Origin of the sequence: Streptomyces sp. B15, from assembly GCF_018070605.1 — a bacterium.
GTDB classification, from domain to species: Bacteria; Actinomycetota; Actinomycetes; order Streptomycetales; family Streptomycetaceae; genus Streptomyces; species Streptomyces smyrnaeus.
In genome coordinates this window covers 1-15561 of record NZ_JAGPXJ010000127.1, presented here as the reverse complement: position 1 = coordinate 15561, position 15561 = coordinate 1, and the positions used below count along the sequence as shown (strand labels likewise).

The window sequence follows — 15561 nt, the reverse complement described above, 5'->3', positions numbered from 1 at the left end:
GAGCAGCACGGTGAACCTGGCCGTGCCCCGGTCCGTCGCGCTCCGGCCGCCCGGTGCGGCCGGACCGCCGCCCGCGACCACCACGTCCGCGTCCACCACCGAGCCGTCGGCCAGCTCCAGCCCGGCCGCCCTGCCGTCCTTCTCCCGTACCCCGGTCACCGCGCTGTCGAAGTGGAAGGCCACCCGCCGCTCCCGGCACCGTTCGTACAGCGCGTCGGCGAGCGCACGCATACCGCCGCGTACGTACCAGGTGCCGAAGGCGTCCTCGACATAGGCGAGGACGGCGGCGCTCGCGGGAGCCGACCGCGGATCCACACCGCAGGCCCACGCGTAGCTGCCCAGCATCTCCGCCAGCCGCGGATCGCGCAGCTCCTCCCGGGCGATCCCGGCCAGCGTCGGCCCGGGGCCGGACCCTGCCCGAAGAGCCCGGGCGAGGCGCTGCAGGCCCTTCTTCCGGGGCGCCGGATAGGCGCCGTCCCGGCTGAGCACGCCCAGGGAGGAGGGCTCGTCCCGCAGCGGTTCCTCCAGCAGCGGGCGGCGCGTCGCCTCCCACGCCTCGCGGGCCCGGGTCAGCATCCCGGCCCAGCGCTCGCCCGCACCGCCGCCCAGCGCCTCGTCCAGCGCGGCGATCACCTTGCCCCGGGAGGCGTTCGGCAGCGAGACGGCGCTGCCGTCGGCGAACAGATGGCGGGCCGTGACCGGCACCTGGACCAGCTCCACCCGGTCCTCCAGCCGCTCGCGGCCCGTCTTGACGAACAGATCGCGGTAGACGGCCGGCAGCCGCAGCAGCCCCGGCCCGGTGTCGAAGGCGAAACCGTTCCGCGCGTACTGCCGCACAGATCCTCCGTAGGTGCCGGTCCGCTCGTGGACCGAGACCTCGTGCCCCGCGACGGCCAGCCGCGCGGCCGCCGCCATCCCGCCCATCCCGGCCCCGACCACGACAACTCGCACCATGCGCCCGACCCTATCGGCCCCCGGTCGCCCTCCCCGCACCTGCTTCCCTCGCCTACGCGCCGCACCCGGCGCGGGCCGGTGCGGCGCCGTACGCGGCAGTAGGTACCGGTACTCAGACGGGATCTTGAGTATCCGCACGGATGGGCCCCCGCCCGTGCGGGCGGCAGAGTGAGGGCACACGGGAGGGCACGGTGCCGCACCGCCGACACGGGGCCGCGGAACGGTGCTCGGCGTCCTCCCGGAAGCCACCCCCCGGCACAAAGAGGCCGCCCCGCGCAGCGTGGCGGCCCGCCCCGGGGCCGGTCCCGCGTCTAGCGGGGCCGGCTTCCGCCGACCCGGCCCTGCAGCAGCAGGGACAGCGCTCCGTGCACGTCCTCGATGGAGCGCTCCGGCTGGAACGCCTTCCAGTCGAGGGCGGCGACCAGCACCATCCCCACCAGCGCGGCGGCGGTGAGCTGGATGTCGATGTCCTCGCTCAGTTCGCCCTCGGCGACCCCGGCGCGCAGGACACTCTCCACCACGGCCACCGCCTCCTTGCGCACCATCAGCAGGGTGTCGTTCCAGGCACGCCCGGTGCGCCAGAGTTCGGCGACGTACAGCTGGGTGAAGGCGGGGTAGCGGTCGATGAACTGCAGTCCCGCGCGGACCATCGCGTCCAGCGCGTCCACCCTGCTGCCGCCCCGCCCGGCCGTCTCCTCGGCGGCCTGCCGAAGATCGGCCGTCAGCAGCTCCACGCCGTGCCGCAGCAGCTCTTCGAACAGCTCGGTCTTGCTGGCGAAGTTGTAGTAGACCGTGCCCTTGGCGACTCCGGCGCGCTCTGCGATCTCCTCCACGGTCGTGGAGGAGAACCCCTGTTCGGCGATGAGCGTGACCGCCGCATGGAAGAGCTTGTCCCTGGTGGCGCTGCGGCCGCGCGGAGCGGCGGCTGTGGAAGCCGAAGAAGCCGAAGAAGCGGAAGCGGTGGTGCGGGCACTCGTCATACGGCCATTCTCCTCTCGGGGAGGCCCCGGCCTCACAGCGAGATCTCCGGGCGCAGCCGATCCAGCGTCCACACCTGCTTACGGCGCGCGGTGACGGCCGTGAGGGCCAGGGCACCCACCGTGAAGGCCAGCAGTACCAGGCACGCCCGCCACACCGGCCACAGCTCTCCGCCCGTGATCAGATGCCGCAGCCCTTCCACCACATAACTCATGGGCAGGAACGGGTGGATCGCGTTGAAGAAGCCGGGGCTGGTCTGGATCGGGTACGTGCCGCCGGCCGAGGTCAGCTGCAGCATCAGCATGGCCAGTACGAGGATCCGCCCCGCGGGTCCGAAGCGTGCGTTCAGGAACTGGACGACGGCCGTGAAGCACGCCGTCACCAGCGCCAGGAAGCCCACCGTCGCCAGGCCGCGTGCCATCCGCAGGCCGAGACCCCAGTGCAGCACGCTCATCAGCGCCGCCACCTGGGCCACGCCGATCGCGGCCACCGGCAGCCAGCCCGCCAACGCGATCCGCCAGGCCGGAGCGCCCGCCGCCAGCGCCCGCCTGTTGAGCGGCTGGAGCAGCATGTAGGCGATCATCGCGCCGACCCAGAGGGAGAGCGGGATGAAGTACGGCGCGAATCCGGTGCCGTAGTTGGGGGCCGTGTGGGCCTTGTGCGCGGCCAGGTCGACCGGGTCGGCCATCACTCCGGTGCGGTCGTGGCGCTCCTTCTTGCCGTAGTCCGGGATCTGCTCGGCCCCGTTGTGCAGTCCGCCGGCCAGTTTTCCCGAGCCGTCGGCCAGTTTGAACAGTCCGCCGTCGAGTGAGGCGGCACCGGTCGAGAGTTTGCCGAGCCCGGAGTGCAGCTTGCCGGCGCCTGCGGAGACCTTGTGCGCGCCCTTGTTGAGCTTGTTGATCTGCCGTACGGCGCTGTCCACGTCCTCCTGGAGGTGCGGGGCGCGCTGGGCGACGTCGTTCGCCGCCCGGTTGAGGTCGTCGAGGTGGCGGCCGAGCTCGTCGAGCTTCTGCTCGTTGTGGACATAGCCGTTGACCTTCGCGGCGACCCGCGCCGACCGCTTCGCCGCGTCGACGGCCTTCTTCAGCTCCGGGCACGAATCGGCCGCCGCGGGCCACTCGGCGGGGTGGTCCTTGTCGGGGGAGGGCCGCGCGGGTGTGGGTGTCGTGCTCGGAGCCGGCTGCTGCGCGCCGCTGCTTCCCCCGTCACCGCCGCTTCGGCTGCCGCCGTCCCCGGGAGGGCTTGTGCCCGCGCCCGGACCGCCCGGTACGTCCGTATCCGGGCTGTCCTCGGGAGCGTCCTTGCCGGGGGCGCCCTTGCCGCAGCGGGCCTTGTACAGCTTCGACAGCGCGTCGGCGGCCTGGCGTGTGTCGGTCTGTGCGCGCTGTGCGTCACCCGGCAGCTTTTCGAGGTTCTTCTTGAGCGTCCTGCTCCCTCGGGCCACCTCGCGGGCCGCCTTGCCGATGTCGCCGCTGTGCGCCTTGAGGAACGGCCGCACCCTGTCGGAGGCGCCGTTCACCTTGTCGGCCAGCTTCTGGGTCCCTGCGGCGACCTGACCGGCGCCGCTCTTGAGGCTGCCGGAGCCCTCCTCGGCGTCGCCGAGCCCGGTCTTGAGCCTGCTCGCGCCCTTCTTCGCCTTGCCGATGCCCGCGCCGAGCTCGTCGGAGCCCTCGGCGGCCTTCGCCGTCTTGTCGTGCAGGGTGGAGAAGGAGACGTAGATCTTGTCGAAGAAGCCGCGCGACACCTTGCTGGAGGCGCTGGCACGCAGCTCGGAGAAGACCGTGCGGGAGATCTGCCCGACGATGTAGTTGTTCGCGTCGTTGGTGCGGACCTTGAGCGCACCTGTCTCGGGGGAGTCGCCGGAGCTGGAGGAGACCCGCTTGCTGAAGTCCGCCGGCACGGTCAAGGACAGGTAGTACCGCCCGTCCTCGACCCCTTTGCGGGCTTCCGCCGCGCTGGTCTCGTGCCAGTCGAAGGAGTCGCTGTCGCGCAGGCCCTCGACGATGTCGTCCCCCGCCTCGACCCGTTCGCCCTTGACAGTGGTGCCCTGGTCCTCGTTCACCAGCGCCACCGGCACCTTGTCCAGGCGCTCGTAGGGGTCCCAGAACGACCACAGGTACAGCGCGCCGTACAGCAGCGGAAGCAGCAGCATCGCGGCCATCGCCGCGCGCGGCAGCCGCCCCCTGCCGAACCGCTTCAGCTCAAGCGCGGCTAGCCTCGGCGAGCGCATCGTCCGCCCCCTCCTTCTCCACGTCGTCGTCCGCGTCGCCGCTCTCCCCGGCCGCTCCCGTCCCCGCTCCCGTGCCCTCGTCCCCGGGAGACTCGTCCGGGCCGTGCGCCCTGCCGGTACGCACGACCACGGCGCCGTGGTCCGGGGACTCGCTGCACACCGCGAGCACGGTGGTGCCCTGCTCGGCCACCGTGCGCAACAGTGCCCAGGCCCTCTCGCGTTCGCTCTCCGACAGCTTCAGGTCCAGGTCGTCGACGGCCAGCAGCAGCGGCTCGGCCAGCAGCGCCAGTGCCACCGACAGCCGCAGCTCCTCCAGCCGCCCCAGGTCCCGTACGGCCGTGCGCCCGCCCTTGGGCAGCGCGTCCAGATCGAGGCCGGCGGTGCCGAGCGCCGCCTCCAGCCGCGCACGGCTGGCCGCGGCCCGCTCCTTGCGGGGGCGCAGCAGGGCACGCAGGGGGTTGTCGAACCGGCGCTGGAGCAGTACGCGTTCACGCAGCTGCTCGGTGACGGTCAGCGCCGGGTCCAGGTCGTTGACGCCGGGGACCGGGCCCAGCGCGCTGATCCGGCGTACGGCCGCGAGCCGCTTGGGCAGCGGGTGCCCGGCCACCTCGGCGCGCCCGCGGCTCGCCTTCATCCGGCCGGTCAGCGCCAGCAGCAGGCAGGTGCGCCCGGATCCCGAAGGGCCGGTCACCGCGATCAGCGAGCCCGCCCCGGCGGTGAAGCCCACCTTGTCGAAGACGGGTCCGCGCGGCCCGTCGAGCCCGAAGTCCTCCGCCTCGACGGCGGCTCCCCGCACGTGGGTCACGGCCCCTCCCGCTCTGTGTCGCATCCCGTCCTGGCGCGGCGTGCCCGGTCCCCGGTGCCGGGCACGGCGCTTTTTGAACTGACTGGTCAGTTCAAAGTATGCAGCAGGCTGCCGCCCGTACGCCAACCGGCCCCGCCCTGCTGCCCGGCACCCCGGCACTTCGCTGCCCTCCACGGTGTTTGTGCAGGTCAGCGCCGATTGTCAGTGGCATGCGACACGATGTGCCCATACGACCGGTTCTCGAACCGGCATCAACCGACGGGAGGTTGATTCACGTGATGCGACCTTCTCCGGGAGCGCGCCCCGCGCCCTGGCAGCCGACAGCGCCGCCCACCAGCCACCCCGACCACAACCGCGACCCCCACGACATCCACCCGGTGCTCCGCCGGGCCACGGCCCCGCCCGCCGCGCTCGACCTGCTCGCCCAGGCTCAGCACGGCCTCGACGAGGCGGCGGCCATGCAGACCGCCAACGAGCGGTACGCCACCGCCCACCTCTCCGCGCTGCGCACCGCCGCCGCCGTCCTCGCCGTCCGCGGCAGGTCCGGGCCGGAGCCGGCCCGCAGGAGGGGCGGGGCCCCGCGCAGGGCGCGGCGACCCGCCATCCGCAGCGCCTGGGAGGTGCTGCCCGAGGTCGCGCCCGAACTCGCCGAGTGGGCCGAGCTGTTCGCCTCCGGCGCCGGGCGCCGTGCCCGTGCCGAAGCGGGCATAGCCGGTGCCGCCGACTGGCGGGAGGCCGACGAGTTGCTGCACTACGCCGGGATGTTCCTCCGGCTCGTCGAGCGGATGCTCATCACCCAGCCGGCACTGCCCCGGCCCCGCACGGTCACCGGTGAGGAGGGACCGGCCCGCCCGTCCTCACCCTGGGGCCGGCGGGCGGGGTGAGACGCCGTGCGGACGAGAGGCCCACCAGGCGGATCGGCGGGCGCCCGAGGCAATAGGGTGGGGCACGCCCGTCCCTGAGCCGAGGAGCAGCCGCATGTCCCGCCCCAGCGCAACCCTCCGGACCGCAGTGGTCTGGGACGTCCTCAGGGGAGCCCTCGACCAGCGCGCCAAACTGGCGGACCGCGCCGAGCTGGAGGTCCTCGACACCGGCGGCGGCACCGGCAACTTCGCGGTGCCCGTCGCCCGCCTCGGCCACCGTGTCACCGTCGTCGACCCCAGTCCCGACGCTCTCTTCGCGCTGGAGCGCCGCGCCGCCGAGGCAGGCGTCGCCGACCGGGTACGCGGCGTTCAGGGCGATGTGCGCGGCCTCTTCGACGTGGCCGAGCGCGGCGCCCACGACGCGGTGCTCTGCCACGGCGTCCTGGAGTATGTCGACGACCCCGCCGAGGGCCTCGGCAACGCCGTCGCGGCGCTGCGTGAGGAGGGCGGCACGCTCAGTGTGCTCGCCTCGGGGCTGGGTGGAGCCGTGCTGGCGCGGGCACTGGCCGGACACTTCACCGAGGCCCGGCATGCCCTCACCTCGCCCGGGGGACGCTGGGGCGAGAGCGACCCCATGCCCCGCCGGTTCACCCCCGAACAGCTCACCGCGCTGGTGACCAGCACCGGGCTGGAGGTGATCTCCGTGCACGGCGTACGGGTCTTCGCCGATCTGGTGCCCGGAGCGCTCGTGGACACCGAGCCGGACGCGCTGGAGGCCCTTGCCAGGCTGGAGGCGGCCGCCGCCGAGTTGCCCGACTTCCAGTCGGTGGCCAGTCAGCTGCATGTGCTCGCCGAGGTGCCGTCCCGGGCGGCGCGGGGCACCGTCCGCTGACGTCGCCCGCATCGCCCGGCCAGGGCATGGACTTCCGCCCGCCCGATCAACCCCTACTCGCCGTATGATCGAGGCACACCGTCCGGCATGGCGGAAAGGTGGTGCGGGAATGAACGGAACACGCCGTGGGCACCCCGTCCGTTATATCGGGTGTGGTGGGAGGAATTGGCGTAGAGGGGCGGGTTTCACGGGGGCGATTCCCTGCCTATCCTGAAAGAGTCGCATCCGGTCGCCCCCGCGACCGACGAGTAGGAGGACTCCGTGCCGCTCTCTGAGCACGAGCAGCGGATGCTCGAGCAGATGGAGCGAGCGCTGTACGCCGAAGATCCCAAGTTCGCGACAGCGCTCGAGGGAAGTGAGCTGCGCCGGTACACCCGCAAGCGGGTCTACCAAGCGGTTGCGGGCTTTCTGGTGGGTATCGCGCTCCTCATGGCCGGAATGGTCGCTCAGCAGATCTGGATCAGTGTCGTCGGCTTCCTGGTGATGCTGGGCTGCGCGGTCCTCGCGGTGACAGGATGGCGGAAGGCTCCCAAACAGGGCGAAGGGCAGGCCCAGGGCCAGTCCTCGCAGGGAGCCGGGCCCGAATCCGGTCGCCGGCAGCAGCCACGTAGCCGCAAGTCGATGATGACCCGCATCGAGGAGCGCTGGCAGCGCCGCCGCGACGAGGGGCACCACTGACGCCGTCGGTACCGCACCTGGCTCCCGGCGTCCCTCTCCTGTGCTGCGGTCTCTTTCCGCCGCAGCGCTGATCGGCCACGGCGTCGCAGCTCCGCGCTGCCGAACTCACCAGTAGGGGCCGAACCCACCGGTAGGGGCGGGTTCGGTACCCCGTCGGCACCGCCGGCACCCCGTCGGCACCCGTCGTACCCGTCGGTACCGGTGGGTCCGCCGCGCCTTCCCTACCGGTCTCCTCCCGATCTCCCCCGTCCCGAGGCACCCCGCTGCGCCCGGTCCCGTCCCGCTGCGCCCGGCCCCGCTCCGCTCCGGGCGGTCGGGCCCCCGCCGCGGGCTACTTGGCCAGGCGGGGGCGGGTCAGCGCCCGGGTCCAGCGCGTACGCAGGGCAGTGGCCCGGCGGGTCGCCGCCCACAGCAGCCGCACCGAGGACGGTGGCAGCAGCAGCGCCCGCAGGCGCACGCCGCGGGGGGCCGCCGCGCGCAGGCCGGCGTGGATGCGGCGGACCTCGTCGGCGACTCCCGGGACAGCCCGGGGTACGGGGGCGTACAGGACCTGCTCCACCGCGAGGGCGACCCGTTGCACCGCTTCCGCCTCCGCAGGCTGCAACTGCCCGATCCGGGCGAGCCGGGCCGCGGCTGTCCGCGGAGTCGCGGAATCCTCGGGGAGGATCCCGAAGTCCCACCCGGTGTCGATGAGCTCCTGCCAGGCGGCCAGCACCGCTTCGGGGCCGTCCGGGGCCGCGTCGGGGCCCCGGCTCCGCAGGCGTCTGGCGCGCTTTCTCCGCCGTAGGAGCAGCGGCGAGGTCAGCAACGCCAGCACCGTCAGCCCGGCCGCGCCGAACCCGGCGAGAGCACCCACGGGCGGGCCCGCGTCGGACTTGTCCGAGCCGGGCGGCGGGAGAGCGAGCCCGCACTCGGGGTCGGCCCGCTTCTGCTGTGCGGTGCACCGATCCGACGGCGAGGGACTGGTCGAGGGCTGGTCGTCCTGGCTGCGGTCGGGCAGCTGCTCGTCCGGGTCCAGGTCGGAGTCGGGGGCGTCGGGCTGCGCGTAGGGCGGGGTGGTGCCCCGCGTGGGGGTGGGCTCGAAGCGGGTCCAGCCGACGCCTTCGAAGTACAGCTCGGGCCAGGCGTGCGCGTCCTGGAAGCCGACCTCCATCTTGCCGTCGCCGCGCGCCGTGCCGGGGGTGAAGCCGACCGCGACCCGGGCCGGGATGCCGAGGGTGCGGGCCATCGAGGCCATGGCGAAGGAGAAGTGGACGCAGAAGCCCTCTTTCTGCTTCAGGAAGTCGGCGATGGCGTTGACGCCGGTCCCGGCGGCGACCTCGGTGTCGTAGGAGAACCCGCCCTTGCCGGCGAACCAGTCCTGGAGCAGCACCGCGCGGTCGTAGTCGTCCTTCGCGCCGCTGGTGACCCGGCGCGCCGTGTCGGGTACGACGTCGGGCAGCGAGCCGGGGACGGCGGTGTACTCGCGCTCCAGGTCGGGCGGCGGCGCGGGAGCGTTGCGCAGCTGCTCGGCGGTGGGCTGGACGCGCAGGCTCTCGACGCTGTAGCGGAGGCCGCGGGTGGTCTGCTGGTCGTAGCCGACGAGGGTGCGGCCCTCGGGCTCGAAGCGCCACTTGCCGCTGACGCGCACCCGGTCGGCCGGGTACGGCATGGGCAGCCAGTCCTGTGCGTAGGCGTCGCTGGCCTGGATGGTGCTGCGGACGGTGCTGGTGCGAACGCCCGGCGCCAGCCCGCGCGGGGCGGGCAGCGGGTCGGGGATCTCGCCGATGCGCCGTTCGGAGGGCTTCCACTGGGCGCCGTCGAACTTGTCCAGCGCGACGATCCGCAGATAGAGCTCCTCGTCCTCCTCGCCGTCCGTCGAGTAGACCAGCGCGGTGCGGTTCTGCGGCTGGTTGAGGCTGTTCTTGAGGGCGACGACAGGGTTGACCGCGGAGACCGTGCCGCCCCCCTTGTTGCCGCCGCCCCCGCCGCCGGTGCCCAGGTCGTCGAGCAGCCCACCGCTCAGGGACGGCAGCGCGATCGGCACCACCAGCGAGATGCCCAGGGCCAGCACGCCGATCCGCCGTCCGGTGCGCACCGGCGCCAGGGCGGGGCCGCCGACGCTGCCCGGCTGGTGCGCGGCCGTCCCCGGCCGCGTCCGGTCGGCGAAGACCCGGCCCCACTGCGACAGCCGCTCGCGTCCCTCGGCCAGCAGAAGCAGCAGATAGCCGCCCGCGGCGCACAGGAACCACAGCCAGCGGGCGCCGCCCTGGGAGAGCCCGGCGGCCACCGAGTAGAGGGCGAGCAGGGGCAGCCCGGCGGGGGCCGCGCTCCGGTAGGTCACGGCCACCAGATCCACCAGCAGGCCGATGGCCAGTACGCCGCCGACGAGCATCAGCCGGATGCCGTCGGTGAGCGGCGCGGGTATCGCGTACCGGCTCACGTCCTGGACGCCCTGCTCGAACAGGGTGCCGGCGTACCGGAAGGCCTCGGGGCCCGGCAGGAACCCGGCCAGTGCGTACTCCCGTGCGAAGACGGCGGTGAGCAGCAGCAGGGAGACGACCACCTGCGTCAGCACGGTCACGGGGCGGGCCAGGGGTATCCGGCGGGTGGCCGCGCCCACTCCCGTCTGCACGGCTGTCAGCAGCGCGGCCTGCAGCAGCCAGGTCGCCGGGTCCACCAGTGGCAGGAGTGCGCAGGCCGCGGCCAGGGTGGCCAGCGCGGCGCAGAAAGCGAGCCGTCCCCGTCCGCTCATCGTCCCAGCCCCTTCGCGCTCGCGTTGTCGGCTTCCTGCCACAGTGCGGCCAGCGGTGTCCCGGGCCCGCCGGACAGTGCTGTCCACCCGGCCTCGCGCAGCGCACGCAGCGGGGCCGGTTCGCTCCCGGGTGCGGGCGCCGCTGCGGCGCCGCCCGTATGCGGTCCGGTGGGGCCTACGCCGGCGAGGAAGGCGACGGCCCGGCTGGAGCGCTGCCGTATCCGGCCGACGGTGAGGGCCTGCTCCTCGTCCAGCTCCCCGAGGAAAGCGATCAGCAGGCCTTCGTTCCCCGTTCCGCCGCGCAGCGCGTCGTAGGCGCCGGACAGCCCTTTTTCGTTCGAGTGTTCGATGACGGCGAGGGTGTCCAGCAGCAGTCCGGCCGTGTCCGAGGTGTCCGAGAGGAAGCCCCCGCTCTCCGGTCCCGGTGCGGCGGCTCCGGTGTCGGTCAGCAGCCGAACGGAGTAGCCCCGCTCCAGCAGATGCACACAGACGGACGCGGCCGCGGCGACCGCCCACTCGAAGGGGGAGTCGGGGCCCGAGCCCGGGTAGGCGGCGCGGCGGGTGTCCAGCAGCACGGTGCAGCGGGCCTGCTGGGCCTGCTCCTCGCGGCGCACCATCAGCTCGCCGTAGCGGGCCGTCGACCGCCAGTGCACCCGGCGCAGGTCGTCGCCGTGCCGGTAGCCGCGCGGGATCACATCGTCGTCACCGGCCAGCGCCAGCGCGCGCTGCCGCCCCTCGCCGTAGCCGGTGGTCTCGCCCGTCAGCCGGGCGGGCGGCAGGGCTTCGACGGGCGGGACGACGGTGAGGGTGTCGTAGGTGCTGAAGGAGCGCGTCAGCTCGCACATCCCGAACGGGTCCGTCAGCCGCAGCTGGAGGGGGCCCATCGGATAGCGTCCGCGCAGATCGGAGCGGACCCGGTAGGAGACCTCGCGGCGCCCGCCCGGCTCCACCCGGTCCAGGACGAACCGGGGGCGGGGACCGAGCACGTAGGGCACCCGGTCCTGGAGCATCAGCAGCCCGGTGGGCAGCCGCGAGATGTTCTCGATCCGCAGCTTGACGCGGGCCTCCGCGCGGGCCGGCACCCGGGAGGGCGACAGCTTGCGGTAGCCGGCGACCCGGTAGCGGGTGCGGTGCAGCACCAGGACGCACACCAGTGGCAGGATCGCCAGCAGGACGCCCACCCGCAGCAGTTCCTCCTGGCCCAGCACATAGGCGCACAGCGCCGCGGCGGCCCCTGCCGCCATGAACGAGCGGCCGCGCGTGGTGAGCCCGCCGAACGCCCGGCGCAGCGAGCCGCGGCTCTCGTCCGGGGTGCGCCCACCGGTCGGCCCCGTACCGCCACCAGGCCCCCTGTCGGGCGCCGGCGGTGCGCCGGGGGCCGGTCCGTAGGCCATCAGTAGCCCCGGGCCTGCCCGCTCTGCGGCCGGTCCAGCGGCGGACGCGGGCCGGGGGGCTGCGGCTGCCCGTAGGGACCCGGCACCCCGGAGCCGCCGGGCGCCGCCGTGGGCATCGGTCCGCCGGGCGCCGAGGGGCCGGGGCCGACCGCCGGGACCGGCACCCGCTGCAGGATCTCGGACACCATCTGCTCGGCCGTACGCCGGTTCAACTGCGCCTGCGCGGTGGGCAGCAGACGGTGCGCCAGCACCGGGACCGCCAGCGACTGCACGTCGTCGGGCAGCGCGAACTCGCGCCCCGCCAGTGCCGCCGCCGCCTTGGAGGCGCGCAGCAGATGCAGCGTGGCGCGGGGCGAGGCCCCCAGCCGCAGATCCGGGTGCGTCCGGGTGGCGGCCACCAGCTCGACCGCGTACCGCCGCACCGCGTCCGAGACGTGCACGCCCCGTACGGTCTCGATCAGCTTGGCGATGTCGTGCGCGTGGGCCACCGGCTGCAGATCGTCGAGCGGGGAGGCGCCGCCGTGCACATCGAGCATCTCCAGCTCGGCGGCCGGGCTCGGATAGCCGATGGAGACGCGCACCATGAACCGGTCGCGCTGCGCCTCGGGCAGCGGGTAGGTGCCCTCCATCTCCACCGGGTTCTGGGTGGCGACGACCATGAACGGGTCGGGCAGCTGGTAGGTCTGCCCGTCGATGGTGACCTGGCGCTCCTCCATGGACTCCAGCAGAGCGGACTGCGTCTTGGGGGAGGCCCGGTTGATCTCGTCGCCGATCACGATCTGGGCGAAGACGGCGCCGGGCTTGAACTCGAAGTCCTTGCGCTGCTGGTCGTAGACGCTGACCCCGGTGATGTCGGAGGGCAGCAGATCGGGGGTGAACTGGATGCGGCGTACCGAGCAGTCGACGGTCTTGGCCAGTGCCTTGGCGAGCATCGTCTTGCCGACGCCGGGCACGTCCTCGATCAGCAGATGCCCCTCGGCCAGCAGCACTGTCAGCGAGAGCCGGACGACTTCGGGTTTCCCCTCGATCACCGACTCGACACAGCGGCGCACCTCCCCCGCCGTGGCGCTCAGATCGCTCAGGTTCGCCCGCTCGTCATAGGTCGTCACCGGCCCTCCTCGGCCCCATCCCCGTTTGCCCGTTCGTACGTGCCCGCCGCGTACGTCCCCGCGTCCGCTCCACCGGGCCCTGCAGTATGCGCTGTTGCGTATTCTTCACGGCGACAGGGCCTCGCGTCACTCTTCCGGGTGTTCCCGGTCGGTCCCCACCCGTGGCGTCGGGCAGGTCAGGCCGGGACGATCTCGCGCAGCAGGCCCGTCGTCACGTCGAACACGAAGCCGCGGACGTCGTCCCGGTGGGGCAGGAACGGCGAGGTCCGTACGCGCTCGATCGACTGGCGCACGTCCTGGTCCAGGTCGTTGAAGGACTCGACGGCCCAGGACGGCCGCTGGCCCACTTCCAGTTCCAGTTCGTGCCGGAAATCCTCGGTGAGGTTGAGCAGTCCGCAACCGGTGTGGTGGATGAGCACCACGGAGCGGGTGCCCAGGGCGCGCTGGCTGATGGTGAGGGAACGGATGACGTCGTCGGTGACGACACCCCCCGCGTTGCGGATGGTGTGGCAGTCGCCCAGTTCCAGGCCGAGCGCGGCGTGCAGGTCCAGGCGGGCGTCCATGCAGGCGACCACGGCGACCTTGCGGACCGGGCGGGCGTCCATTCCGGGGTCGGCGAAGTCGTGCGCGTAATCCCGGTTCGCTGCGACGAGCTCGTCGACCACGGACTGTGCGGACGGGGGCCGAGGTGCTGATATCGACATGTGTACGACGTTAGACGCTTCCGAAGCGGACGGCCTGCTCGGGGAGTGGTGAAAACGGGCGACTCGCGGCGGTGTGAGGCAACCCACAGTGCTTACCGGTCTCACCGTCCGCTCTTCTTCGTCGGCGCGCACCGCCGCACCGCCGCACCGCCGCACCGCCGCACCGCCGCACCGCCGCACCGCGGTAGCGGGGCCGGTGCCGGACGCTGTCCGCACGCGCCTGGTCCCTTAGGTGGACGCGCCTGGTCCCGTAGTTGACCGCGGGGACGAGTGGACTAAAGTGACGCGAAGTGGGAGGCGACAAATTCTCCCCAAGGACCCCCGAATCCCCTCGCGTGCGCGGGCGCGCACGTGCGGCTCGGCCTCCTCCCGCTCCCGGCCTCCGGCGCCCGTTCGGCGCGGGTGGCCGCTCCCCTTCGAGCGGGCGGGGACCAAGGAGCATGTGCACGGTGCCCGCCAGATCTGAGAGGGCACAGTGACCACCAACGAGCGGCCCATCGGCGAACTGCACAATCCGGTCATGCTCGGGCGCACCCTGGAGCTGCTCGCCCCCGCCCTGGCTCAGCCCGGCGCGACCGTCGTCGACTGCACCCTCGGCCTCGGCGGCCACAGCGAGGCGCTGTTGGCGACCTTCCCCTCGGCCCGGCTGATCGGGCTGGACCGCGACACCGCCGCCCTCGAACTCGCGGGGGAGCGGCTGGCCCCCTACGCCGGCCGGGCCACGCTGGTGCACGCCGTCTACGACGAGTTGCCGCAGGTGCTGGCCCGGCTGGGCGTTCCCCGGGTCCAGGGCGTCCTGTTCGATCTGGGCGTCTCCTCGCTGCAGCTGGACGAGGCCGACCGGGGCTTCGCCTATGCGCAGGACGCGCCGCTGGACATGCGCATGGACCAGACGAAGGGGCTCAGCGCCGCCGAGGTGCTCAACACCTACGCGCCCGGCGATCTGGTGCGCATCCTGCGCGCCTACGGCGAGGAGAAGCAGGCCCGCCGCATCGTCGAGGCCGTCGTCAAGGAGCGGGCGCAGGAACCGTTCACCCGCAGCGGCCGGCTGGTCGAGGTGATCCGCGACGCCCTGCCGCAGGCCGCCAAGCGCACCGGCGGCAACCCGGCCAAGCGGACCTTCCAGGCGCTGCGGATCGAGGTGAACGGGGAGCTGGCGGTGCTGGAGCGGGCGCTGCCCGCCGCGCTCGACGGGCTCGCGGTCGGCGGCCGGATGGTCGTGCTCGCGTACCACTCGCTGGAGGACCGGCTGGTCAAACAGCTGTTCGCCACCGGCTCCCGCAACACGGCCCCGCCCGGGCTGCCGATAGTGCCCGAGCAGTACCAGCCCCGGCTGCGGCTGCTGACCCGCGGCGCCGAACTGCCCACCGACGAGGAGGTCGCCGAGAACCGCCGTGCCGCACCGGCCAGACTGCGCGCCGTCCAGCGCATCAGGGAATCGACATGACCGCCCGCCGCGTCAGGGAGGGGACATGACCGCACAGCAGCGCATCGCGCGGCTGGCCAGACTGCTGCCGGCCGGGAGGTCCCCGGCGGCACGCGCCCCGTTCGTCCTGCTGGTCGTCCTGCTGCTGGGCAGCGGGCTGCTGGCTCTGCTGCTGCTGAACGCCTCCCTCAACAAGGGCTCCTTCCAGCTGAGCAAGCTGGAGAAGGAGACCGAGGAGCTGACGGACCAGCAGCAGGCGCTCCAGCAGGAGGTGGACGGATACTCGGCCCCGGGACAGCTCGCCGAACGCGCCCGCGAGCAGGGCCTGGTCCCCGGCGGCAACCCCGTCTTCCTCGGCCCGGACGGCACCGTACGCGGCAAACCGGAACGCGCGCCCACCGACGGTGCCGGGCAGGTGGACCCGTGACCGAGCGCTCTGGTGAGTCGGGCCGCGAGGCCCGTGGGACCTCCGGTCCGGCACCCGGCAAAGGGTCCGGCGCCGGGCGGAGCAAAGGGGGCGACCCGCGTCGCGTGCCCCGCCCCGGGCGACCGGCCTCCTCCCGTACGGCCAGGGGCGCCCAGCCGGCGGCGCGGCGCGGCGGTGGCTCCCGTCCTCCGCAGGGCGGCGGATCCGGACAGTTGCGGCTGGTGAACCCGCGGCCCCGGCTGCGGCTGATCGCCGTCGGGCTGACGCTGGTCATGCTGGCGTTCACCGTGCGGCTGCTCCAGGTGCAGGCCGTCGACGCGAGCGCGTACGCGGACAAGGCCGCCGTCAACCGCTACATCACCGTCCC

Annotated in this window: 13 protein-coding genes; 5 read left to right on the top strand and 8 right to left on the bottom strand. The window is 73.4% G+C overall.

Features of this window, described 5'->3' with window-relative positions; genetic code table 11:
* The 4 genes from KBY19_RS33130 to KBY19_RS33115 all read right to left on the bottom strand — a co-directional run.
* Window positions 1-954 (bottom strand): NAD(P)/FAD-dependent oxidoreductase (locus tag KBY19_RS33130; RefSeq protein WP_210967311.1); only part of this gene is annotated, 954 nt, incomplete at its 3' end.
* A gap of 311 nt (window positions 955-1265) precedes the next feature.
* A complete protein-coding gene (locus tag KBY19_RS33125) occupies window positions 1266-1934 on the bottom strand; it encodes a TetR/AcrR family transcriptional regulator (protein ID WP_210967310.1) in 669 nt (222 codons plus the stop codon).
* 32 nt (window positions 1935-1966) lie between these two features.
* Window positions 1967-4162, bottom strand: coding sequence for a YhgE/Pip domain-containing protein (locus KBY19_RS33120; protein WP_210967309.1), 2196 nt, complete (start codon window positions 4160-4162; stop codon window positions 1967-1969).
* The gene (locus KBY19_RS33115) at window positions 4134-4991 is read right to left on the bottom strand and encodes an ATP-binding cassette domain-containing protein (protein ID WP_210967308.1); all 858 of its coding nucleotides are present in this window, start codon (window positions 4989-4991) and stop codon (window positions 4134-4136) included. The genes KBY19_RS33120 and KBY19_RS33115 overlap by 29 nt, the downstream gene beginning before the upstream one ends.
* A 254-nt stretch (window positions 4992-5245) precedes the next feature.
* Here KBY19_RS33115 and KBY19_RS33110 point away from each other — a divergent pair, with 254 nt between their 5' ends.
* The 3 genes from KBY19_RS33110 to KBY19_RS33100 all read left to right on the top strand — a co-directional run bounded on the left by KBY19_RS33110 (window position 5246) and on the right by KBY19_RS33100 (window position 7400).
* Window positions 5246-5851, top strand: a complete 606-nt coding sequence (locus KBY19_RS33110) for an SAV_6107 family HEPN domain-containing protein (RefSeq protein ID WP_210967307.1) — start codon at window positions 5246-5248, stop codon at window positions 5849-5851.
* Between the two features lie 94 nt (window positions 5852-5945).
* Window positions 5946-6722 (top strand): methyltransferase, encoded by a 777-nt coding sequence (locus KBY19_RS33105; RefSeq protein ID WP_099879905.1) that lies wholly within the window; start codon window positions 5946-5948, stop codon window positions 6720-6722.
* A 261-nt stretch (window positions 6723-6983) separates the two neighbouring features.
* The gene (locus KBY19_RS33100) at window positions 6984-7400 is read left to right on the top strand and encodes a DUF3040 domain-containing protein (protein ID WP_209209700.1); all 417 of its coding nucleotides are present in this window, start codon (window positions 6984-6986) and stop codon (window positions 7398-7400) included.
* Between the two features lie 331 nt (window positions 7401-7731).
* On the opposite strand, the gene KBY19_RS33095 is transcribed toward KBY19_RS33100, so the two are convergent.
* The 4 genes from KBY19_RS33095 to KBY19_RS33080 all read right to left on the bottom strand — a co-directional run bounded on the left by KBY19_RS33095 (window position 7732) and on the right by KBY19_RS33080 (window position 13341).
* On the bottom strand, window positions 7732-10134 hold the full coding sequence (locus tag KBY19_RS33095) for a DUF3488 and transglutaminase-like domain-containing protein (RefSeq protein ID WP_099879901.1): 2403 nt from the start codon (window positions 10132-10134) through the stop codon (window positions 7732-7734).
* Window positions 10131-11528 carry a DUF58 domain-containing protein gene (locus KBY19_RS33090; RefSeq protein WP_099879899.1) on the bottom strand — a complete coding sequence of 466 codons (1398 nt, stop codon included), beginning with the start codon at window positions 11526-11528 and terminating at the stop codon, window positions 10131-10133. Before KBY19_RS33090 ends, KBY19_RS33095 begins: the two co-directional genes overlap by 4 nt.
* A complete protein-coding gene (locus KBY19_RS33085) occupies window positions 11528-12637 on the bottom strand; it encodes a MoxR family ATPase (RefSeq protein ID WP_099879896.1) in 1110 nt (369 codons plus the stop codon). The genes KBY19_RS33090 and KBY19_RS33085 overlap by 1 nt, the downstream gene beginning before the upstream one ends.
* Window positions 12638-12813: 176 nt before the next feature.
* Window positions 12814-13341 carry a carbonic anhydrase gene (locus KBY19_RS33080; RefSeq protein ID WP_210967306.1) on the bottom strand — a complete coding sequence of 176 codons (528 nt, stop codon included), beginning with the start codon at window positions 13339-13341 and terminating at the stop codon, window positions 12814-12816.
* 475 nt (window positions 13342-13816) lie between these two features.
* Between KBY19_RS33080 and rsmH the strand changes: the two genes are divergently transcribed.
* Together rsmH and KBY19_RS33070 are read left to right on the top strand one after the other, a co-directional pair.
* Window positions 13817-14788, top strand: coding sequence for a 16S rRNA (cytosine(1402)-N(4))-methyltransferase RsmH (gene rsmH / locus KBY19_RS33075; protein WP_307843687.1), 972 nt, complete (start codon window positions 13817-13819; stop codon window positions 14786-14788).
* Window positions 14789-14813: 25 nt separating this feature from the next.
* The gene (locus KBY19_RS33070; RefSeq protein WP_099879892.1) at window positions 14814-15194 is read left to right on the top strand and encodes a hypothetical protein; all 381 of its coding nucleotides are present in this window, start codon (window positions 14814-14816) and stop codon (window positions 15192-15194) included.
* The last annotated feature ends 367 nt before the right edge of the window (window positions 15195-15561 follow it).